22 protein-coding genes are annotated in these 21,317 nt (G+C 37.7%); all 22 read left to right on the top strand.

Annotated features, from left to right (window positions below; genetic code table 11):
- Positions 1–54 precede the first annotated feature (54 nt).
- The 22 genes from fapR to topA all read left to right on the top strand — a co-directional run bounded on the left by fapR (position 55) and on the right by topA (position 21,308).
- Positions 55–648: a transcription factor FapR gene (fapR, locus tag DN392_RS23735; protein WP_000747352.1), complete on the top strand. Its 594-nt coding sequence runs from the start codon at positions 55–57 to the stop codon at positions 646–648.
- Positions 645–1,637, top strand: a complete 993-nt coding sequence (plsX, locus tag DN392_RS23730; RefSeq protein WP_000684108.1) for a phosphate acyltransferase PlsX — start codon at positions 645–647, stop codon at positions 1,635–1,637. The genes fapR and plsX overlap by 4 nt, the downstream gene beginning before the upstream one ends.
- 14 nt (positions 1,638–1,651) lie before the next feature.
- The gene (fabD, locus tag DN392_RS23725) at positions 1,652–2,596 is read left to right on the top strand and encodes an ACP S-malonyltransferase (RefSeq protein WP_000516944.1); all 945 of its coding nucleotides are present in this window, start codon (positions 1,652–1,654) and stop codon (positions 2,594–2,596) included.
- On the top strand, positions 2,596–3,336 hold the full coding sequence (gene fabG, locus DN392_RS23720; RefSeq protein WP_088321346.1) for a 3-oxoacyl-[acyl-carrier-protein] reductase: 741 nt from the start codon (positions 2,596–2,598) through the stop codon (positions 3,334–3,336). The genes fabD and fabG overlap by 1 nt, the downstream gene beginning before the upstream one ends.
- Positions 3,337–3,405: 69 nt before the next feature.
- Complete coding sequence (gene acpP / locus DN392_RS23715; RefSeq protein ID WP_000786062.1) at positions 3,406–3,639, top strand: acyl carrier protein; 234 nt, start codon at positions 3,406–3,408, stop codon at positions 3,637–3,639.
- A 58-nt stretch (positions 3,640–3,697) separates the two neighbouring features.
- Complete coding sequence (gene rncS, locus DN392_RS23710) at positions 3,698–4,435, top strand: ribonuclease III (protein ID WP_001146867.1); 738 nt, start codon at positions 3,698–3,700, stop codon at positions 4,433–4,435.
- A 147-nt stretch (positions 4,436–4,582) separates the two neighbouring features.
- A complete protein-coding gene (gene smc / locus DN392_RS23705; protein WP_048565647.1) occupies positions 4,583–8,152 on the top strand; it encodes a chromosome segregation protein SMC in 3,570 nt (1,189 codons plus the stop codon).
- A 15-nt stretch (positions 8,153–8,167) separates the two neighbouring features.
- Complete coding sequence (gene ftsY / locus DN392_RS23700) at positions 8,168–9,157, top strand: signal recognition particle-docking protein FtsY (protein WP_000007661.1); 990 nt, start codon at positions 8,168–8,170, stop codon at positions 9,155–9,157.
- 133 nt (positions 9,158–9,290) lie between these two features.
- A complete protein-coding gene (locus DN392_RS23695; RefSeq protein WP_000891061.1) occupies positions 9,291–9,623 on the top strand; it encodes a putative DNA-binding protein in 333 nt (110 codons plus the stop codon).
- A gap of 12 nt (positions 9,624–9,635) precedes the next feature.
- The gene (gene ffh / locus DN392_RS23690) at positions 9,636–10,985 is read left to right on the top strand and encodes a signal recognition particle protein (RefSeq protein ID WP_000863466.1); all 1,350 of its coding nucleotides are present in this window, start codon (positions 9,636–9,638) and stop codon (positions 10,983–10,985) included.
- A 100-nt stretch (positions 10,986–11,085) separates the two neighbouring features.
- On the top strand, positions 11,086–11,358 hold the full coding sequence (gene rpsP, locus DN392_RS23685; RefSeq protein WP_000268750.1) for a 30S ribosomal protein S16: 273 nt from the start codon (positions 11,086–11,088) through the stop codon (positions 11,356–11,358).
- Positions 11,359–11,372: 14 nt separating this feature from the next.
- Positions 11,373–11,600, top strand: a complete 228-nt coding sequence (locus DN392_RS23680) for a KH domain-containing protein (RefSeq protein ID WP_000737397.1) — start codon at positions 11,373–11,375, stop codon at positions 11,598–11,600.
- Between the two features lie 121 nt (positions 11,601–11,721).
- Complete coding sequence (gene rimM, locus DN392_RS23675; protein ID WP_000170282.1) at positions 11,722–12,237, top strand: ribosome maturation factor RimM; 516 nt, start codon at positions 11,722–11,724, stop codon at positions 12,235–12,237.
- On the top strand, positions 12,237–12,971 hold the full coding sequence (trmD, locus tag DN392_RS23670) for a tRNA (guanosine(37)-N1)-methyltransferase TrmD (RefSeq protein WP_000686894.1): 735 nt from the start codon (positions 12,237–12,239) through the stop codon (positions 12,969–12,971). Before rimM ends, trmD begins: the two co-directional genes overlap by 1 nt.
- A 146-nt stretch (positions 12,972–13,117) precedes the next feature.
- A complete protein-coding gene (rplS, locus tag DN392_RS23665; protein ID WP_001186518.1) occupies positions 13,118–13,462 on the top strand; it encodes a 50S ribosomal protein L19 in 345 nt (114 codons plus the stop codon).
- 101 nt (positions 13,463–13,563) lie between these two features.
- Complete coding sequence (gene lepB / locus DN392_RS23660; RefSeq protein ID WP_000711855.1) at positions 13,564–14,115, top strand: signal peptidase I; 552 nt, start codon at positions 13,564–13,566, stop codon at positions 14,113–14,115.
- A 20-nt stretch (positions 14,116–14,135) separates the two neighbouring features.
- Positions 14,136–15,026: a ribosome biogenesis GTPase YlqF gene (ylqF, locus tag DN392_RS23655; protein WP_000236708.1), complete on the top strand. Its 891-nt coding sequence runs from the start codon at positions 14,136–14,138 to the stop codon at positions 15,024–15,026.
- 51 nt (positions 15,027–15,077) lie between these two features.
- The gene (locus DN392_RS23650) at positions 15,078–15,851 is read left to right on the top strand and encodes a ribonuclease HII (protein WP_001174726.1); all 774 of its coding nucleotides are present in this window, start codon (positions 15,078–15,080) and stop codon (positions 15,849–15,851) included.
- A 194-nt stretch (positions 15,852–16,045) separates the two neighbouring features.
- Positions 16,046–17,206 (top strand): ADP-forming succinate--CoA ligase subunit beta, encoded by a 1,161-nt coding sequence (gene sucC, locus DN392_RS23645; protein WP_088321347.1) that lies wholly within the window; start codon positions 16,046–16,048, stop codon positions 17,204–17,206.
- A 19-nt stretch (positions 17,207–17,225) separates the two neighbouring features.
- The gene (sucD, locus tag DN392_RS23640) at positions 17,226–18,128 is read left to right on the top strand and encodes a succinate--CoA ligase subunit alpha (RefSeq protein ID WP_000115178.1); all 903 of its coding nucleotides are present in this window, start codon (positions 17,226–17,228) and stop codon (positions 18,126–18,128) included.
- Positions 18,129–18,215: 87 nt separating this feature from the next.
- On the top strand, positions 18,216–19,085 hold the full coding sequence (gene dprA, locus DN392_RS23635; RefSeq protein ID WP_000818023.1) for a DNA-processing protein DprA: 870 nt from the start codon (positions 18,216–18,218) through the stop codon (positions 19,083–19,085).
- A gap of 144 nt (positions 19,086–19,229) precedes the next feature.
- Positions 19,230–21,308, top strand: a complete 2,079-nt coding sequence (gene topA / locus DN392_RS23630) for a type I DNA topoisomerase (RefSeq protein ID WP_001286953.1) — start codon at positions 19,230–19,232, stop codon at positions 21,306–21,308.
- Positions 21,309–21,317: the final 9 nt, after the last annotated feature.

The raw sequence follows: 21,317 nt of genomic DNA, 5'->3' as shown, positions 1-21,317 counted from the left end.
TTTAATGATTATATACTACTGTTAGTACCTAGTCATAAAAATGGATGGTGCGGTATGAAAAAAAGAAGAAGTAAAAAAGAAAGACAAGAATTATTACAACAAACAATAGAAACGAATCCTTTTATTACGGATGAAGATTTAGCAGAAAAATTTCAAGTGAGTATACAAACCGTACGTCTTGACCGTATGGAATTATCTATTCCTGAATTAAGAGAAAGAATTAAACATGTAGCTACAAAGCAACATGAAGAAGATGTGAAATCTTTACCGTTAGAAGAGGTTGTCGGAGAAATTATCGATATAGAATTAGATAGACATGCGATTTCTATCTTTGAAGTGAAGGTAGAACACGTATTTAAAAGAAATCAGATTGCCCGTGGGCATCATTTGTTTGCACAAGCAAACTCACTAGCTGTTGCGGTTATTGATGAAGAATTAGCTTTAACTGCAAAGTCTACCATTCGATACATTCGTCCTGTAAAATTAGGAGAGCGTGTTGTTGCAAAAGCGCGCGTTGAAGATGTAGAGAATGATAAAGGACGGACCGTTGTCAAAGTGCGTAGCTTTGTTGGAGAAGAACTTGTTTTTACAGGCACTTTTGAAATGTATCGATCTAGTAATTATAGTGAGGAAGGTAACAACTTATGAAAATCGCAATAGATGCAATGGGCGGCGATCATGCTCCAAAGGCTGTCGTATTAGGAGCAATGAAAGCTATTAAGGAATATTCTGATTTACATATTACGTTAGTAGGGAAAGAAGAGGAAATTCGTCAATATTTAACGAGTGAAGAACGAATTACTATACTTCATACAGATGAAAAAATCGAATCGACAGATGAACCAGTAAGAGCGGTTCGTCGAAAAAAACAAGCCTCAATGGTACTAGCAGCGCAGCAAGTGAAAGACGGCGTAGCGGATGCTTGTATATCAGCTGGTAGTACAGGAGCTTTAATGGCGGCTGGATTGTTCGTTGTAGGTCGTATGGAAGGGATTGAACGACCAGCTTTATCCCCTACAATGCCAACGGTTGATGGAGAAGGTTTTGTTATGTTAGATGTTGGAGCGAACGTTGATGCAAAACCAATTCATTTATATCAATATGCAGTAATGGGATCTGTATACGCTGAGAAAGTAAGAGGAATTAAAAATCCTCGTGTTGGACTTTTGAACGTTGGAACAGAGGATGGCAAAGGGAACGAGCTTTCAAAACAAGTCTTTGCAATGCTTAAGGATGCCCCAATTAATTTCGTTGGGAACGTTGAATCAAGAGATTTATTGCAAGGTGTAGCAGATGTTGTTGTATGTGATGGTTTTACAGGGAATGTAGCGCTAAAATCATTAGAAGGAACAGCACTTGCGTTATTTTCTATGTTAAAAGAGCAGTTAATGAGTTCGTTTACGAGCAAATTAGCAGCAGCGGTATTAAAGCCAAAACTTATGGTATTAAAAGATAAAATGGATTATTCGGAGTATGGAGGAGCGGCATTATTTGGATTGAAAGCTCCAGTCATTAAGGCTCACGGTTCTTCCAATGACCAATCAATATTTAGTGCGATTCGTCAAACGAGAGAAATGGTAGCGAAAGAAGTTATTCCTACTATTTCAAGCGTAATGGAGAAAGAGCCACTCCAATAAGAGGAGGATTTGAAATGGGAAAACTAGCATTTCTTTTTCCGGGCCAAGGTTCACAGGCAGTTGGAATGGGTAAACAGTTAGCGGAGAATAATAAAGAGGTTGCAAATGTGTTTGCGAAAGCAGATGAGGTGTTGCAAGATTCACTTTCAGAAGTGATTTTTGAAGGGCCGCAGGAAAAGCTTACGTTAACGACAAATGCGCAGCCGGCCTTATTAACAACGAGTTTTGCTATTTTGACAGCTTTGAAAGAGTATGATATTACACCAGACTTTGTTGCAGGGCATAGTTTAGGTGAATATAGCGCTCTTGTAGCAGCGGGTGCAATAACTTTTGAAGACGCTGTATATGCTGTAAGAAAACGTGGGGAATATATGGAAGAAGCTGTTCCTGGTGGAGAAGGTGCAATGGCGGCTATTTTAGGTGCTGATCCACATATGCTGAAACAAGTTACAGAAGAAGTAACAAGTGAAGGATATGCAGTGCAAATCGCTAATATGAATAGTACGAAGCAAATTGTGATTTCTGGAACAAAGCAAGGAGTTGAGATTGCTTCTCAAAGAGCGAAAGAAAATGGTGCAAAGAGAGCAATTCCGCTTAAGGTAAGTGGACCGTTCCACTCTTCGCTTATGAAGCCAGCAGCGGAGAAGTTCCAAAGTGTCTTAAAAGAAATTACAATTCAAGATACGAATATTCCTGTTATCGCAAATGTAACAGCAGACGTTATTACAAATGGTGCACTTATTCAAGAAAAGCTAATTGAACAGCTCTATTCGCCTGTCTTATGGTACCCGTCCATTGAAAACATGGTGAATCAAGGGGTAGATACATTTATTGAGATTGGACCTGGGAAAGTACTTGCTGGACTTATGAAGTCAATTGATTCATCAGTGAAAGCATATGCGATATACGATGAAGAGACATTAAAAGATACCATTTCAAATTTGAGAGGAGAAAACTGATGTTAAAAGGGAAAGTAGCATTAGTAACTGGCGCTTCACGTGGAATTGGTCGTGCGATTGCGATTGATTTAGCGAAACAAGGGGCAAATGTTGTAGTAAATTATGCTGGTAATGAGCAAAAGGCGAATGAAGTAGTTGATGAGATAAAGAAATTAGGTTCGGATGCAATTGCAGTAAGAGCAGATGTTGCAAATGCTGAAGACGTTGCAAATATGGTGAAACAAACTGTAGATACATTTGGACAAGTTGATATTCTTGTAAATAATGCAGGTGTAACAAAAGATAATTTATTAATGCGTATGAAAGAAGAAGAATGGGATACAGTTATTAATACAAACCTAAAAGGTGTATTCTTATGTACGAAGGCAGTATCTCGATACATGATGCGCCAGCGTCATGGACGTATTATTAATATCGCTTCTGTTGTTGGAGTGACAGGTAATCCAGGACAAGCAAACTATGTTGCTGCTAAAGCGGGTGTAATTGGATTAACAAAAACATCAGCAAAAGAATTAGCGAGCCGTAATATTACTGTAAATGCAATTGCTCCAGGTTTTATTGCGACTGATATGACGGATATATTAGATGAAAATATAAAAGCCGAAATGTTAAAGTTAATTCCTGCAGCTCAGTTTGGTGAAGCGCAAGATATCGCAAATACTGTAACGTTTTTTGCTTCTGATCAAAGCAAATATATTACAGGGCAAACGTTAAATGTTGATGGCGGAATGGTAATGTAATAAAAGAATTGATTTCAACTAGTTTTTTTGGCCAATATTTAATATAATATTTGAGGGGAGGTGAATGGAATGGCAGATGTTTTAGAGCGTGTAACAAAAATCATCGTTGATCGTTTAGGTGTAGAAGAAACTGAAGTAGTACCAGCTGCGAGCTTTAAAGAAGATTTAGGCGCAGACTCCCTAGATGTAGTAGAACTTGTAATGCAATTGGAAGATGAATTCGAAATGGAAATTTCTGATGAAGATGCTGAAAAGATTGCTACTGTTGGCGATGCTGTGACTTACATAGAGAGTCATCTATAATGCTTAAGTGAAGTCCCGTTTTTTAGCGGGGCTTCTCGGCTTATATCTGGAGGGACCTATGCCGTACCGAAAACATAGAGAAAAAAAATACGAAACAAAATATCGTGAAGCGTTTAAAGTATTTCAAGAAGAGATAGGTATTACGTTTTCAGATGAAAAATTATTGATTCAAGCATTTACGCATTCATCGTATGTGAATGAGCATCGAAAAAAACCGCATGAAGATAATGAGCGTCTCGAATTCCTTGGAGATGCAGTATTGGAACTTACTGTGTCACAGTATCTGTTTCAAAAATATCCGACAATGAGCGAAGGAGAGTTAACGAAACTACGTGCAGCTATTGTATGTGAACCATCTCTTGTTCGTTTTGCAAACGAGTTGTCATTTGGTAGCCTTGTTTTATTAGGAAAAGGTGAGGAAATGACAGGTGGACGTGAACGACCAGCTTTATTAGCGGATGTCTTTGAAGCGTTTATTGGTGCCCTTTATCTTGATCAAGGGTTAGAAACAGTATGGGGCTTCTTAAAAGAAATTGTATACCCTAAAATTAATGAAGGTGCTTTTTCTCATGTGATGGATTATAAGAGTCAATTACAAGAGTTGATTCAGCGTGATGGTAGTGGCAATATTGAGTATCAAATTTTGCAGGAAAAAGGACCGGCCCACAATCGAGAATTTGTGTCACGTGTTACGTTAAATAACGTGGCTTTAGGTCTTGGTAGTGGCAAGTCGAAAAAAGAAGCAGAGCAACAAGCTGCTGCAGAAGCATTGAAAAAATTAAAAGAACAACTATAAGGAATCCCCCTTTGAATGAGGGGGATTCCTTATGCATAGAATGAAACTTTCTTTTTGTTTGTGAATAAAGGGAAGGGAAATCCGTATAATAGCTTGTGTTTGTATAGACAACAGTTATAACAACGGAGAATAGGAGGAAGGCCTTTCGTGTTTTTAAAAAGATTAGAAATAGCAGGGTTTAAGTCTTTTGCTGAGCGTGTATCTGTTGATTTTGTCCCAGGTGTAACTTCCGTAGTAGGACCTAATGGAAGTGGGAAAAGTAATATTACTGATGCGATTCGCTGGGTACTTGGTGAACAATCTGCAAAATCATTACGTGGTGCAAAGATGGAGGATATTATTTTTGCAGGCAGTGATACGAGAAGAGCAGTTAATGTTGCTGAAGTAACAATAACTTTAAATAATGAAGATCAACGTTTACCGATTGAATATAATGAGGTGTGTGTAACGCGTCGTGTATCTCGTTCTGGTGATAGTGATTTTTATATTAATAAACAATCATGTAGATTGAAAGATATTATCGATTTATTTATGGACTCTGGTATGGGAAGAGAAGCTTTTTCGATTATTAGCCAGGGGAAAGTTGAAGAGATTTTAAGTAGTAAATCAGAAGAACGTCGTGGTGTATTTGAAGAAGCTGCGGGAGTGCTGAAATACAAACTTCGTAAAAAGAAAGCTGAAGTGAAATTAGCAGACACACAAGAAAACTTAAATCGTGTACAAGATATCATTCACGAATTAAGTAGTCAAGTAGAACCTTTAGAAAGACAAGCTTCTATTGCGAAAGATTATCTCGAGAAAAAAGAAGAATTAGAGAAAGTAGAAGCGGCGCTTATTGTACATGAAATTGAAGAATTACATGAGAAATGGGAAGCGCTTCGAAATCAGTTTGGGCATAATAAAAACGAAGAAGCTAAAATGTCAACGCATTTACAAAAAGGTGAAGAAGAGCTTGAGGAATTACGAGGACAATTACAAGCAGTAGATGAGTCTGTAGATTCCTTACAAGAAGTGCTGCTTCTTTCTAGTAAAGAGCTAGAAAAGTTAGAAGGACAGCGTGAGTTATTAAAAGAGAGAAAACAAAATGCAACGACGCATTGTGCACAACTCGAACAGTTAATTGTTGAATTAACAGAGAAAGCTACAAGTTATGATGGTGAAATTGAATCCAGTACAGAAGTGTTGATGCAATTTGTAAATCAAGTAAAAGAGTTGGAGACAAAATTGCATGATAATGAGCTACTGCTTGCAACTTTTGCTGACAATTTAGAGGAACAAATTGAGAATTTAAAAGGTGACTATATTGAACTTTTAAATCAACAAGCTAGTCATCGTAATGAGTTATCTATGATTGAAGAACAATCTAAACAACAAAACTCAAAAAATGAACGCCTCGATGAAGAAAATGCGAAATATGTAGAAATACGCATGGAAATTACAGCGAAAAAGACGAAACTTGTGGAAAGTTATGAACAAGTGAAAGAAAAAGTAGCTGGTATCCTTTCGAATATACAAAAGACAGAAGTGGCACTTGGGAAATGCAAGACGCAGTATAGTGAAAATGAAACAAAACTGTATCAAGCGTATCAATTTGTACAACAGGCACGTTCTCGAAAAGAAATGCTAGAAGAGATGCAAGAGGATTACTCTGGTTTCTATCAAGGGGTACGTGAAGTGTTAAAAGCTAGAGAAGATAGGTTGCAAGGTATCGAGGGTGCTGTTGCAGAACTGCTAACGGTACCGAAAGAATATGAAATTGCAATGGAAATTGCTCTAGGTGCAGCGATGCAGCATATTGTCGTACAAAAAGAAGAACATGCTCGTAATGCAATTACATTTTTAAAACAAAATAAACATGGACGAGCAACGTTTTTACCGCAAGCTGTTATTAAAAGTAGATCGTTATCATTTGAACAATTACGTATTGTAAATCAACACCCATCGTTTGTAGGTGTGGCGGCAGAACTTGTGCAATATAACAATAAATATGAAAATGTAGTTTCAAATTTATTAGGTACTGTTATTGTTGCGAAAGATTTACGCGGGGCGAATGAGTTGGCGAAACAACTGCAATACCGTTATCGCATTGTAACAATCGAAGGTGATGTAGTGAACCCTGGCGGTTCTATGACTGGTGGAGCGGTAAAACAGGCGAAATCTTCTTTATTAGGACGTCAACGTGAGCTAGAAGAGTGGACGAGCAAGTTAACTGATATGGAAGAAAAAACAACGAAGTTAGAAAACTTTGTTAAAGCAGTAAAGCAAGAGATTCAAGAAAAAGAAGTGAAAATACGCGAACTAAGGCAAGGTGTAGAAGCAGAGCGTGTAGATGAACAGAAATTAAGAGAAGAAATTAGTCGCTTAGAATTAGAAGAACATCGTATTAATGATCGTTTATCTATTTACGATTTAGAGATTGAAGGTTTTTTACAAGATCAAGTGAAGATACAAGGGCGTAAAGAAGAGCTAGAAAAGATTTTAGCAACGCTTCAAGCGGAGATTACGGAATTAGATAGCAAAATTGTCGCTTTAACAAAACAAAAAAGTGAGCAGTATTCTTCGAAAGAAAAAGTGCAAAAAGAAATGACTGAGTTAAAAGTGTTGGCGGCTGAAAAGCAACAACGCTTATCTAATCAAAAAGAAAAAGTTGAACGATTGACGAAGGAAAAAGAAGAAACGGATGCAACGCTTGTCAAAACGAAAGAGGATTTAGCATTCTTAAAACAAGAAATGACATCTAATTCAAGTGGTGAAGAACAGATTACGAATATGATTGAGAAGAAAGCATATGATCGTAATCAAACTTCAGAGTTAATTCGCTCTCGTCGTGAACAACGCGTATCGTTACAAGAGAGAGTAGAATATTTAGAACGTAATCTGAAAGAAACAACAGGTAAACATAAATACATTCTTGAGATGCTGAAAAATCAAGAAGTAAAAATAAACCGACTTGATGTAGAGTTAGAAAATAGATTACAACATTTACGTGAAACATATACGATTTCATTTGAAGCAGCAAAACTGAAGTATACAATGATGATGCCTGCAGAGGATGCACGTAAAAAGGTGAAACTAATTAAATTATCCATCGAAGAGCTAGGCACAGTGAACTTAGGGGCAATTGAAGAGTATGAGCGTGTAGCAGAGCGTCATACATTCTTACTAGAGCAAAAAGATGACCTAGAAGAAGCGAAAGCGACATTGCACCAACTTATTACCGAAATGGATGAAGAAATGAAAAAACGTTTTTCTACTACGTTTGAAGGAATTAGAATGGAGTTTCAATCGGTATTCTCTGAATTATTTGGTGGCGGTAGAGCGGATTTAGTCATGACGAATCCAGAGGACTTATTAAATACTGGTATTGATATTGTAGCGCAACCGCCAGGGAAGAAACTGCAAAACTTAGGTTTACTTTCTGGTGGGGAGCGTGCTTTAACAGCAATTGCGCTGTTATTCGGTATTTTAAAAGTGCGCCCAGTCCCATTCTGTGTATTAGATGAGGTAGAGGCGGCTCTTGATGAGGCGAATGTTGCTCGTTTTGCGCAGTATTTAAAGAGATTTAGTGATGAGACACAGTTTATTGTCATTACACATAGAAAAGGTACAATGGAAGAGTCTGACGTATTATACGGTGTAACAATGCAAGAGTCAGGGGTATCTAAACTTGTTTCGGTTCGTTTAGATGATGGAGAAGAACTAGTTGCAAGTAATTAGGAAGGATGGGACAGTATGAGTTTTTTTAAAAAATTAAAAGAAAGAATTTCAAAACAAACAGATACGGTAACAGAGAAATTTAAACATGGATTAGAAAAAACGAGAAATTCGTTTGCAGATAAAGTAAATGATTTAGTTTATCGTTATCGTAAAGTAGATGAAGATTTCTTTGAGGAATTAGAAGAAATTTTAATTGGTGCAGATGTCGGAGTTTCGACGGTAATGGAATTAATTGATCAATTGAAAGAAGAAGTGCAACGTCGTAACATCCAAGATCCAAAAGAAGTACAAGCTGTTATTTCAGAAAAGTTAGTAGGAATTTACAAAGGTGACAGTGAGTTTAGTAACGAAATTAATATGCAAGAGGATCAACTAACAGTTGTTTTATTTGTCGGTGTTAACGGCGTAGGGAAAACGACGACGATTGGTAAACTAGCACATAAATTCAAATCAGAAGGTAAGTCTGTCCTATTGGCGGCAGGAGATACATTCCGCGCAGGGGCGATTGAACAATTAGAAGTATGGGGCGATCGCGTTGGTGTAGAAGTGATTAAACAAGGGTCAGGATCTGATCCAGCGGCGGTTATGTATGACGCTGTACAAGCCGCGAAAGCACGTAAAGTAGACGTATTACTATGTGACACAGCAGGACGCTTACAAAATAAAGTAAACTTAATGAAAGAGTTAGAGAAAGTGAAGCGTGTAATTGAGCGTGAAGTACCGGGGGCTCCTCACGAAGTATTACTTGTTATTGATGCAACAACAGGACAAAACGGTTTAAGTCAAGCGAAGACATTCCGTGAAGCAACGAACGTTACTGGTATTGTTTTAACGAAGTTAGATGGAACTGCTAAAGGTGGTATTGTATTAGCGATTCGTAACGAAATGGATGTACCGGTGAAATTCGTTGGATTAGGAGAGCAAATGGATGACTTGCAGCAGTTTGATCCAGAACAATATGTGTATGGTTTATTTGCGAACTTAGTAGAAACAGAAGAAGTGTAAGTGAAAGAAGCGGCATTTTCCGCTTCTTTTTCTATAAAAATATGTGATGTTAAGAAAAAAACTTGACACTCTTTTGTACTCCATGTAAACTAATTCATGTAAAGGGAAATCACTTAACAAAGGATGATCCAACATGCTCGAGAAAACAACGAGAATGAACTATTTATTTGATTTTTATCAATCGTTGTTAACGCAAAAACAAAGAAGTTATATGTCGCTTTATTATCTAGATGATTTATCTCTTGGTGAAATTGCGGAAGAATTTGATGTAAGTCGCCAAGCCGTGTATGATAACATTAAACGGACTGAAGCGATGCTTGAAGAATATGAAGATAAATTAGTATTACTTCAAAAGTTTCAAGAGCGACAGCGACTTGTTGCAAAGCTAAAACAGCTAATCAGCGAAGAAGAGCATGTGAATGAAGAAATGAAACAAGTTGTTGAAGCTATCGAAAAATTAGATTAGGAGGGCGGCAATATGGCATTTGAAGGATTAGCCGACCGACTTCAACAGACAATGCAAAAAATCCGCGGCAAAGGAAAAGTTTCTGAAGCCGATGTGAAAGAAATGATGAGAGAAGTTCGTCTAGCTCTTTTAGAAGCGGACGTTAACTTTAAAGTAGTAAAAGATTTTGTAAAGCGTGTGTCTGAACGTGCTGTCGGACAAGATGTAATGACAAGTTTGACACCTGGACAACAAGTAATTAAAGTCGTACAGGAAGAACTTACAGAACTTATGGGCGGAGAGCAAAGTAAAATTGCTGTTGCTAATAGGCCACCGACTGTTATAATGATGGTTGGTCTGCAAGGTGCGGGTAAAACAACGACGACAGGTAAGCTTGCGAATTTGCTTCGTAAAAAGCATAATCGTAAACCAATGCTTGTTGCAGCGGATATTTACCGTCCAGCAGCGATTAAACAGCTTGAAACATTAGGGAAGCAATTGGACATGCCTGTATTCTCTTTAGGAGATCAAGTAAGTCCTGTTGAAATTGCGAAACAAGCGATTGCAAAAGCAAAAGAAGATCATCACGATTATGTTTTAATTGATACAGCAGGTCGCCTGCATATTGATGAAGAACTAATGGATGAATTAGCGAAAGTGAAAGAAGTTGCGAAACCGGATGAAATTTTCCTTGTTGTCGATGCGATGACGGGACAAGACGCGGTAAATGTTGCACAAAGTTTCCATGAACAGTTAGGTTTAACAGGTGTTGTATTAACGAAATTAGATGGTGATACGCGCGGTGGTGCGGCATTATCTATTAAGGCGGTAACAAATACACCGATTAAATTTGCTGGTATGGGTGAAAAACTAGATGCGATTGAAGCGTTCCATCCAGAGCGTATGGCATCCCGTATTTTAGGGATGGGAGACGTCTTAACATTAATTGAAAAAGCGCAAGCTACAGTTGATGAAGAGAAAGCAAAAGAACTTGAGCAAAAAATGCGTACGCTTTCGTTTACGCTTGACGATTTCCTAGAACAACTTGGACAAGTGCGTCAACTTGGACCGCTTGATGAATTGTTAGGAATGCTTCCTGGTGCAAATAAAATTAAAGGGCTGAAAAATGCGCAAGTTGATGAAAAACAAATTGGGCATATTGAGGCAATTATTCGTTCTATGACTAAATTAGAGCGAGAACAACCGGAAATAATCAATGCTAGTCGCAAAAAGCGCATTGCCAAAGGTAGCGGTACAACGGTACAAGAAATCAATCGTTTAATCAAGCAATTTGATGATATGAAAAAGATGATGAAAACGATGACGGGAATGCAAAAAGGTAAGAAAAAAGGACTAGGTGGATTGAAGTTTCCATTCATGTAAGGAAAAAAGATGGCTCTGTTAAGAAAAAATACTTTACAAAGCAATAGTCTTTTTGCTAATATAATTATCTGTGTGAAATAAATTCGGAGGTGCTTTATAAATGGCAGTTAAAATTCGTTTAAAACGTATGGGAGCTAAAAAAACTCCTTTCTATCGTGTAGTTGTTGCAGATTCTCGTTCTCCTCGTGACGGACGTTTCATTGAGGAAATCGGTACTTACAATCCGGTTGCTCAACCAGCTGAAGTTAAGATCAACGAAGAAGCAGCATTAAAATGGTTAGGAAATGGTGCTAAACCATCTGATACAGTTCGTAACTTATTCTCTAACCAAGGTATCATGGAGAAATTCCACTTATCTAAACAAGGTAAGTAATTGAGGCAATGACTATGAAGAAGTTAGTCGAGACGATTGTCAAGCCTCTTGTCGATCATCCTGAAGATGTAAAAGTTACACAGGAACTTTACAACGGAGAGATAAAGTATCGATTAACTGTACATCCTGAGGATGTTGGAAAAGTCATTGGAAAGCAAGGGAAAGTTGCGAAAGCAATTCGAATGCTCTTGTATTCAGTGGGACATCATAATGATGAAAAAGTAACACTGGAAATTCAATAAACGTAAAAAGGGCGAGGAGTTATTTCCTCTCCCTTTTTTAACATTTAAAGAGAAGTTGCATGTTCCATATGTGAAATGGAGATGCTTAATTTATATAGAAACCAGGGGTGACATACTATTTATGACAAAATGGTTTAACGTAGGGAAAATTGTAAATACTCATGGCGTAAGAGGAGAAATTCGTGTTATTTCTCGTACTGATTTTCCAGAAGAGCGATATAAAGTAGGAAACACGTTATACATAAGTAATGAGAAAAGTACAGACTACCTTCCAGTGAAAGTAACTTCTCATCGTCAACATAAGACATTTGATTTATTAACATTTGAAGGATACAACAATGTAGATGAAGCAGAGAAGTTTAAAGGTTCTTTAATAAAAGTACCAGAAGAGCAGTTAGGTGAACTAGCTGAAGGCGAATACTACTACCATGAAATTATTGGTTGCAGTGTTGTAACGGAAGAAGGAGAAGCGTTAGGAACAATAAAAGAAATTTTATCTCCTGGTGCAAATGATGTTTGGGTAATTAAACGTCCAAAAGGTCAAGATCTATTAATTCCTTATATTGATGATGTTGTACTTCAAGTTAACATTGAGAATAAATTAGTAACCATTCATGTAATGGAAGGGCTATTATAATGAAAATTGACATTTTAACATTGTTTCCAGATATGTTTACGGGTGTGTTTGGATCTTCAATTTTAAAGAAAGCACAAGAAAAAGAAGCGGTAGAGCTTCGTGTTGTCAATTTCCGCGATTATACAACGAGTAAGCATAATAGCGTAGATGATTATCCGTATGGTGGTGGCGCTGGGATGGTATTAACCCCCCAGCCTATCTTTGATGCAGTGGAAGAGTTAACGAAGGAAACAGACCGTAAACCGAGAGTTGTCCTAATGTGTCCACAAGGAGAGCGTTTTACGCAGAAGAAGGCAGAAGAACTTGCTGAAGAAGAGCATGTTATTTTTGTGTGTGGTCATTATGAAGGGTACGATGAACGAATTCGTGAGCATCTCGTAACGGATGAAATTTCTATCGGTGACTACGTATTAACCGGCGGAGAGTTAGCCTCTATGGTTATTACGGATAGTGTCGTGCGTCTCCTCCCGGGAGTGCTAGGAAATCATGCTTCACAAGTCGAGGATTCGTTTAGTACAGGTTTATTAGAACATCCTCATTATACACGTCCAGCTGATTTTCGTGGTATGAAGGTACCGGATGTACTAATGTCAGGAAATCATAAAAATATTGATGAATGGCGACACAAAGAATCTCTACGTCGTACGTACACGCGTAGACCGGATTTACTGGAAGAACGAGAATTATCTAAGCAAGAAGCGAAATGGCTAGAACAAATTAAAGAAGACAAGTAAGGGCTTGATATATTTTCTATTGCAACAGTCCTAGCAATATGCTATTATAACACTTGTGCTACTGAAATCAGTGGCCGTATTAACGATGTTCCGCTGTAATTTATTAAGACTTTATAAGAGCATCTGTTTAAAGGAGAGAATTTAATATGCAACAATTAATCGCAGAAATTACTCAAGGCCAATTAAAAACTGACCTTCCTTCATTCCGTCCTGGAGACACTTTACGTGTACACGTAAAAGTAGTTGAGGGAACTCGTGAAAGAATTCAGCTTTTCGAAGGTGTTGTAATTAAACGTCGTGGTGGCGGAATCAGTGAAACATTCACAGTTCGTAAGATTTCTTACGGTGTAGGTGTTGAGCGTACATTCCCAGTTCACACGCCAAGAATCGCGAAACTTGAAGTACTTCGTCGTGGTAAAGTACGTCGTGCTAAGTTATACTACTTACGTAACCTTCGCGGTAAAAAAGCACGTATTAAAGAAATTCGATAAGACATGTATGGGAGCTTGTAAATACACAAGCTCCCTTTTTCCAATCTATATAAAATTTTGATATAATACGAGCAGCTTACATAATTGTGGAGGGGAAATGCATGAAGAAAGAAAAGAGTTCACTTTGGGAATGGATCAAAGCAATTTTGATTGCTGTTGTATTAGCGGGTGTTATTAGACAGTTTTTCTTTGCTCCAATTCTCGTAGATGGAGTATCGATGGCGTCTACTTTACATGATCGCGATCGAATGATTGTCAATAAAATCGGTTATCACATAGGAGATCCGAAACGATTTGATATTATCGTATTCCAAGCGACGGAAGATAAAGATTATATTAAGCGCATTATCGGCCTGCCAGGCGATGAAATAGAGTATCGTAATGATAAACTATATGTTAACGGAAAGGCTTATGAGGAGCCGTATTTAGACAAGCAAAAAAAACAAATTGCTGACGGACCGCTTACATATGATTTTACTCTTGAAGAAATGACAGGGAAGAAAACTGTTCCAGAAGGTCAATTATTTGTTTTAGGCGATAATCGTCGTTTTAGTAAAGATAGCCGTTCGATTGGTACAATTTCAATGGACCAAGTGATTGGAAAAGCAAATATACTATATTGGCCGTTAAAAGATGCTCGTATTGTGAAATAAAAGAAAAAGAAGGTGGCAACATGGTAATTCAATGGTTCCCGGGACATATGGCAAAGGCTAGACGCCAAGTAACAGAAAAATTAAAGTTAATTGATGTTGTAATTGAGCTTGTAGATGCTCGATTACCTTTATCTTCTCGAAATCCAATGATCGATGAGATTATTACACATAAGCCGAGGCTTGTTGTTTTAAATAAAGCGGATATGGCAGATGATCGTTTAACAAAGCAATGGATCGCATATTTTAAAGAAAAAGGTCAGATGGCAATTTCAATTAACGCACAAGCTGGACAAGGTATGAAAGAAATTGCAGCGGCTTGTAAAGTGTTAGTGAAAGAAAAATTTGATAAAATGGTTGCAAAAGGTATTAGACCGAGAGCAATTCGTGCATTAATTGTAGGTATACCGAATGTTGGTAAATCTACGTTAATTAATAAGTTGGCGAAGAAAAATATTGCTAAAACAGGAGATCGTCCTGGTGTGACAACAGCTCAACAATGGATTAAAGTTGGGAAGGAAATGGAACTGTTAGATACACCCGGTATTTTATGGCCTAAATTTGAAGATCAATTAGTGGGTCTTCGTTTAGCGACAACGGGCGCAATTAAAGATTCAATTTTAAATTTACAAGATGTTGCTGTTTACGCTTTACGTTTTATGGAAAAACATTATCCAGAACGTTTGAAAGATCGATATAATTTAAATGAAATTCCAGAAGATATTGTGGAGTTATTCGATGCAATTGGAAAAAATAGAGGCTGTTTAATGGGCGGCGGAATGATTGATTATGATAAAACATCTGAGCTTATACTTCGTGAGCTTCGTGGTGGAAAACTTGGGAAAATGACGTTTGAAACACCAGAAGAGTTTGCGGAGCAGACAGAAGATGCAGAAAAAGTAGAAGAAGTATAAGACGTGCGTTTGTACGTCTTTTCTTTTTTGTATATAAAGGGAGTGGCATGAATGCAAAAAGTGACTATTCAAGAAGCGGAACGTTTACTGCATGAAATAATGAGTGAGGAGGACGACTGCTTCCAAATATTAATGAAAGACGAGCGAAAAGGAATACAAAAGCTTATTTTGAAGTGGCATAAACAAAAAGAGTTAGCGCAGAAAGAAAAAGAAAAGTTTTTCGAAATGTCCAAGTACGAGATTGCATTACGTGAAAAAGGGCTCACACTTATCGCCGGTATAGATGAAGTAGGGCGTGGGCCGCTAGCTGGGCCTGTCGTGACGGCAGCTGTTGTCCTTCCAGAAAATTTTTATATTCCAGGGTTAAATGACTCGAAAAAGCTGAGTGAGGCGAAGCGAGAGCGTTTTTATGATGAAATTAAAGCACAAGCAATTGCAATTGGAGTTGGAATTGTATCACCACAAGTTATTGATGAGATAAATATTTATCAAGCGACGAAACAAGCGATGTTAGATGCTGTTGCGAATTTATCTTGTGCACCAGAACATTTATTAATTGATGCGATGAAACTTCCTACACCAATTCCGCAAACGTCCATTATTAAAGGGGATGCGAAAAGTATTTCTATTTCAGCTGCATCCATTATTGCGAAAGTAACGAGAGATCGTATGATGAAAGAGCTTGGAGAAAAGTATCCTGCATATGGATTTGAACAACATATGGGATATGGCACAAAACAACATTTAGAAGCGATTGAAGCGCATGGAGTATTAGAAGAACATCGGAAATCTTTTGCACCAATTAAAGATACGATTCAAAAATAAGCTGTGAATATGCAGCTTATTTTTTTATTTTGGTATATGAACATTATTATTTTCAAAAAAGAATAAAGCGATTTCAGTTTTCTGACACTTTATTGTAGACAGCGTGCCAATCATCTTATACAATGGCAATGTAATGTTTTTTAAACATTAAAAAACTTTTCGAGTAAAACAGGAAAACAGGGGAGGATGGGACCATGAATATCCATGAGTACCAAGGTAAGGCAGTCCTTAAAAGCTATGGGGTTAGCGTTCCAAACGGGAAGGTTGCATTTACAGTAGAAGAAGCTGTAGAAGCAGCGAAAGAATTAGGAACGGATGTATGTGTAGTAAAAGCACAAATTCACGCTGGTGGACGCGGCAAAGCTGGCGGAGTAAAAGTTGCAAAAAATTTAGATGAAGTTCGTACATATGCAGAGAGCATTTTAGGAACTACACTTGTGACACATCAAACAGGTCCTGAAGGTAAGGAAGTAAAACGCTTACTTATCGAAGAAGGTTGCAATATTAAAAAAGAATATTATGTTGGTTTAGTTTTAGATCGTGCAACTTCTCAAGTTGTTTTAATGGCATCTGAAGAAGGTGGAACAGAAATTGAAGAGGTAGCAGAGCAAACACCTGAAAAGATCTTTAAAGAATATATTGATCCAGCAGTAGGCTTACAAGGCTTCCAAGCGCGCCGAATCGCGTTTAACATCAATATTCCAAAAGAGCTTGTAGGACAAGCTGTGAAGTTTATGATGGGCTTATACCGTGCGTTTATCGAAAAAGATTGCTCAATCGCGGAGATCAATCCACTTGTTACAACAGGTGACGGTAAAGTTATGGCATTAGATGCGAAATTAAACTTTGATTCTAATGCTTTATATCGCAATAAAGACATTTTAGAACTTCGTGATCTTGATGAAGAAGATTCAAAAGAAATTGAAGCTTCTAAATATGACTTAAACTACATTCCTTTAGATGGAAATATCGGTTGTATGGTTAATGGTGCAGGTTTAGCGATGGCTACAATGGATATCATTAAACATTACCATGGCGATCCAGCTAACTTCTTAGATGTTGGTGGCGGTGCAACAGCTGAAAAAGTTACAGAAGCATTCAAAATTATCCTTTCTGACAAAAATGTAAAAGGTATCTTCGTTAACATTTTTGGTGGCATTATGAAGTGTGATGTTATCGCAGAAGGTGTTATTGAAGCGACGAAACAAGTAGGTCTTGAATTGCCTTTAGTTGTGCGTCTTGAAGGTACAAACGTCGAGTTAGGTAAGAAAATTTTAAATGAGTCTGGCTTAAATATTGTTGCAGCAGAATCTATGGCAGACGGTGCACAAAAAATTGTTTCACTAGTGGGCTAATAGAAAGCGGGGGAGAAAAATGAGCGTATTAGTTAATAAAGATACAAAAGTTATTGTTCAAGGTATTACAGGTTCTCAAGGTTTATTCCACACAAAACAAATGATTGAATACGGTACGAAAATTGTCGGTGGTGTAACGCCAGGTAAAGGTGGCACTGATATTGAAGGTGTACCAGTATTTGATACTGTAGAAGATGCAGTGAAGGCAACAGGCGCAAATGCTTCGGTTGTATACGTTCCACCCGCTTTTGCGGCTGATGCAATTATGGAAGCAGTTGATGCAGAAATCGATTTAGTAGTATGTATTACTGAAGGAATTCCTGTATTAGATATGGTAAATGTAAAGAGATATATGGCGGGTAAACATACACGTTTACTTGGACCAAACTGTCCTGGTGTTATTACGCCTGATGAATGCAAAATTGGTATTATGCCAGGGTACATTCATAAAAAAGGCCATGTAGGTATCGTATCTCGCTCTGGTACATTAACGTATGAGGCTGTACATCAGTTAACACAAGAAGGTATTGGCCAATCTACTGCTGTAGGTATCGGTGGGGACCCAGTTAACGGTACGGACTTTATTGATGCGTTAAAAGCATTTAATGAAGATGAAGAAACGCATGCTGTAATTATGATTGGTGAAATCGGTGGTACAGCAGAAGAAGAGGCAGCTGAATGGGTGAAAGCTAATATGACAAAACCTGTTGTAGGCTTCATTGGTGGCCAAACAGCGCCTGCTGGCAAACGTATGGGCCATGCTGGTGCAATCATTTCTGGTGGTAAAGGAACTGCTGCAGAAAAGATTAAAACGATGGAAGCTTGCGGTATTAAAGTAGCGGAAACTCCAGCGGTTATGGGCGAAACGCTAATCTCTGTCTTAAAAGAAAAAGGTCTATTTGAGACTTGTAAAAACTACTAATCTGTTGAAAGACACCTTCTCGCTTGAAGGTGTCTTTTTACGCAATTTTTGTTTACATAATAAAAATTATGGGTAAGGGGAATTAAGATGAAAAGAGAACGATTATTACATCTTCATTATTTTTTAGCAGATCATTGGAAGGCGATGAAAAGACTACTATATGTCGATCCTGAATTGAAGGGAATATACACTTTTAATACAAAACAAATGGAATACTACACTGGAATATCCTCGAAAAAATCTTCAGAATTAGTAAATTTTCTTCAAAGTTCAAATCTCCCGCAATATATATCTTATTTAGAGAAAAATCGAATCTTTTATATGACTATATGGGATGAAGATTATCCACAATTATTACGTGAAATACAAGATCCCCCCTTTGTGTTATATGGAAAAGGAGAGAAGGATTTTCTCAATAAAGCGAATAAATTAGCGGTTATTGGCACGAGAGAACCGACTTTATATGGACATGAGAGTTTAAAATTTATTTTACACCCATTATTAGAAAGGGAATGGCTTATTGTCAGTGGGTTTGCAAGAGGTATAGATACAATGTCTCATGAAATTACAGTAAGACGGCATTGCCCGACTATTGCAATACTAGGACACGGATTATCGTATATGTATCCAAAAGAGAATAGACATTTATATGAAACGTGGAATGAATATATATTGTTATTAACAGAGTATCCGCCGCACTATGCACCGAAAAAATGGTATTTTCCAAAAAGGAACCGGATTATTAGTGGTATAAGTAAGGGTGTTTTAGTTGTAGAAGCGAAATCAAGAAGTGGAACACTTATTACTGCGGACCTTGCTTTAGAGCAAAATAGAGAGGTATTTGCACTTCCTGGGCCTATATTTATAGATAGTGCATCAGGAACGAATCATCTGATTCAACAAGGAGCAAAACTAGTAAGAAATGCAGAAGATATCTTGGAAGAGGTTTTAAATTAACCTTATATTTTTATGTTTTTATTAAACAATTATTGACAAATGGTAGATAGGCACTGTATGGTATATTCATTCTTGATTGACAAAAACAAGAGAAATCAATAAGATTGATGAAGACTTGAATCCACCTCTTAAGGAGGCACTAGCATGTCAGATTACCTCGTAATCGTGGAGTCGCCTTCTAAGGCGAAGACCATTGAGAAATATTTAGGGAAAAAATACAAAGTTGTCGCGTCTATGGGACACGTTCGCGATTTACCTAAAAGCCAAATGGGGATAGAAGTAAAGAACAACTTCACCCCGAAGTATATTACCATTCGTGGTAAAGGTCCCGTCTTAAAAGATTTAAAATCAGCGGCCAAAAAAGCAAAGAAAGTCTATCTCGCGGCCGATCCAGACCGCGAAGGGGAAGCAATTGCTTGGCATTTAGCCAATACGTTAAATGTGGACGTTGAATCAGATTGTCGAGTTGTGTTTAATGAGATTACAAAAGATGCAATAAAAGAATCGTTTAAACATCCTCGTGCGATTAATATGGATTTAGTAGATGCACAACAAGCAAGGCGTATACTAGATCGTCTTGTTGGTTACAATATTAGTCCTTTATTATGGAAGAAAGTAAAAAAAGGATTAAGTGCAGGGCGCGTACAATCTGTAGCAGTTCGTTTAATTATCGAACGTGAAAAAGAAATTCAAATCTTTGAGCCTGAAGAATTCTGGACAATTAAGACAGAATTTGTGAAGGGGAAAGACACATTTGAAGCAAGCTTTTACGGTGTAGATGGTGAAAAAGTTCAATTAACGAATGAAACGCAAGTGAATGAAATAATTGAACAGATGAAAGATAATGCGTTTTCAGTTGAAAATGTAACGCGAAAAGAGCGAAAACGTAATCCTGCATTACCGTTTACAACATCTTCCTTGCAACAAGAGGCAGCGCGTAAGTTAAACATGCGAGCAAAGAAAACAATGATGCTCGCGCAGCAATTGTATGAAGGTATAGATCTTGGAAAGCAAGGGACTGTAGGTCTTATTACGTATATGAGAACTGACTCAACACGTATCTCAGAAACAGCTCAAACAGAGGCGCGTACTTACATTACTGAGGCGTTTGGTGCGGAATACATAGGGACAGAAAAGAAGAAAGAAACGAAAAAGTCGAACGCGCAAGATGCGCATGAGGCAATTCGTCCTACTTCGGTAATGAGAAGGCCAGAGGAACTAAAGAGTTTCTTAAGTCGTGATCAACTTCGGTTGTATAAACTGATTTGGGAGCGATTTGTTGCAAGTCAAATGGCGTCTGCTATAATGGATACTGTGACAGCTAGACTCATTAATAACAATGTTCAGTTCCGTGCAAGTGGATCGGTTGTAAAGTTTCCAGGATTTATGAAAGTGTATGTAGAGTCGAAAGATGACGGGGCTGAAGAAAAGGATAAAATGTTGCCACCTTTAGAAGTAGGGGAAACGGTATTTTCGAAGGATTTAGAACCGAAGCAACACTTTACACAACCTCCGCCGCGCTATACAGAGGCTCGTCTAGTAAGAACACTTGAAGAGCTTGGAATTGGAAGACCGTCGACTTACGTACCGACACTTGAAACGATTCAAAAACGTGGATACGTAGGTTTGGATAATAAACGCTTCGTTCCAACTGAACTTGGTGAAATAGTAATTGAACTTATTTTAGAGTTTTTCCCAGAAATTATTAACATTGAATTTACTGCTAACATGGAGCAAAGTCTTGATGAAGTAGAAGAAGGAAATGCGAATTGGGTAAAAATTGTTGATGATTTCTACGTAGGCTTTGAACCGCGTTTAGAAAAAGCGGAAAAAGAAATGCGTGAAGTGGAAATTAAAGATGAACCAGCTGGGGAAGACTGTGAATTGTGTGATCACCCAATGGTCTTTAAAATGGGTAAATACGGGAAATTTATGGCTTGTTCGAATTTCCCAGATTGTCGTAATACAAAACCGATTGTGAAAGAAATCGGTGTTACTTGTCCGAAGTGTGATAAAGGTCAAATTATTGAACGCCGTAGTAATAAAAAGAAACGTCTTTTCTATGGATGCGGTACGTATCCAGAGTGTGACTTTGTATCTTGGGATAAACCAATTGGTCGTAAATGTCCGAAGTGCGAAGGTATGCTTGTAGAGAAGAAGTTGAAAAAAGGCGTGCAAGTACAATGTATTTCGTGTGATTATGAAGAAGAACAACAAATGTGAGCGTAACTG

The organism is Bacillus sp. BB51/4, assembly GCF_008368845.1.
Taxonomy (GTDB): domain Bacteria; phylum Bacillota; class Bacilli; order Bacillales; family Bacillaceae_G; genus Bacillus_A; species Bacillus_A wiedmannii.
The sequence above is the reverse complement of the archived record's forward strand: the minus strand, read 5'-3'. Positions and strand labels throughout refer to the sequence as shown.

Excerpts from the sequence above, each read along its gene's own strand:
- fapR (WP_000747352.1), top strand. The coding sequence starts at position 55 with ATGAAAAAAAGAAGAAGTAAAAAAGAAAGACAAGAATTATTACAACAA.
- plsX (WP_000684108.1), top strand. The coding sequence starts at position 645 with ATGAAAATCGCAATAGATGCAATGGGCGGCGATCATGCTCCAAAGGCT.
- fabD (WP_000516944.1), top strand. The coding sequence starts at position 1,652 with ATGGGAAAACTAGCATTTCTTTTTCCGGGCCAAGGTTCACAGGCAGTT.
- fabG (WP_088321346.1), top strand. The coding sequence starts at position 2,596 with ATGTTAAAAGGGAAAGTAGCATTAGTAACTGGCGCTTCACGTGGAATT.
- acpP (WP_000786062.1), top strand. The coding sequence starts at position 3,406 with ATGGCAGATGTTTTAGAGCGTGTAACAAAAATCATCGTTGATCGTTTA.
- rncS (WP_001146867.1), top strand. The coding sequence starts at position 3,698 with ATGCCGTACCGAAAACATAGAGAAAAAAAATACGAAACAAAATATCGT.
- ftsY (WP_000007661.1), top strand. The coding sequence starts at position 8,168 with ATGAGTTTTTTTAAAAAATTAAAAGAAAGAATTTCAAAACAAACAGAT.
- DN392_RS23695 (WP_000891061.1), top strand. The coding sequence starts at position 9,291 with ATGCTCGAGAAAACAACGAGAATGAACTATTTATTTGATTTTTATCAA.
- ffh (WP_000863466.1), top strand. The coding sequence starts at position 9,636 with ATGGCATTTGAAGGATTAGCCGACCGACTTCAACAGACAATGCAAAAA.
- rpsP (WP_000268750.1), top strand. The coding sequence starts at position 11,086 with ATGGCAGTTAAAATTCGTTTAAAACGTATGGGAGCTAAAAAAACTCCT.
- DN392_RS23680 (WP_000737397.1), top strand. The coding sequence starts at position 11,373 with ATGAAGAAGTTAGTCGAGACGATTGTCAAGCCTCTTGTCGATCATCCT.
- rimM (WP_000170282.1), top strand. The coding sequence starts at position 11,722 with ATGACAAAATGGTTTAACGTAGGGAAAATTGTAAATACTCATGGCGTA.
- trmD (WP_000686894.1), top strand. The coding sequence starts at position 12,237 with ATGAAAATTGACATTTTAACATTGTTTCCAGATATGTTTACGGGTGTG.
- rplS (WP_001186518.1), top strand. The coding sequence starts at position 13,118 with ATGCAACAATTAATCGCAGAAATTACTCAAGGCCAATTAAAAACTGAC.
- lepB (WP_000711855.1), top strand. The coding sequence starts at position 13,564 with ATGAAGAAAGAAAAGAGTTCACTTTGGGAATGGATCAAAGCAATTTTG.
- ylqF (WP_000236708.1), top strand. The coding sequence starts at position 14,136 with ATGGTAATTCAATGGTTCCCGGGACATATGGCAAAGGCTAGACGCCAA.
- DN392_RS23650 (WP_001174726.1), top strand. The coding sequence starts at position 15,078 with ATGCAAAAAGTGACTATTCAAGAAGCGGAACGTTTACTGCATGAAATA.
- sucC (WP_088321347.1), top strand. The coding sequence starts at position 16,046 with ATGAATATCCATGAGTACCAAGGTAAGGCAGTCCTTAAAAGCTATGGG.
- sucD (WP_000115178.1), top strand. The coding sequence starts at position 17,226 with ATGAGCGTATTAGTTAATAAAGATACAAAAGTTATTGTTCAAGGTATT.
- dprA (WP_000818023.1), top strand. The coding sequence starts at position 18,216 with ATGAAAAGAGAACGATTATTACATCTTCATTATTTTTTAGCAGATCAT.
- topA (WP_001286953.1), top strand. The coding sequence starts at position 19,230 with ATGTCAGATTACCTCGTAATCGTGGAGTCGCCTTCTAAGGCGAAGACC.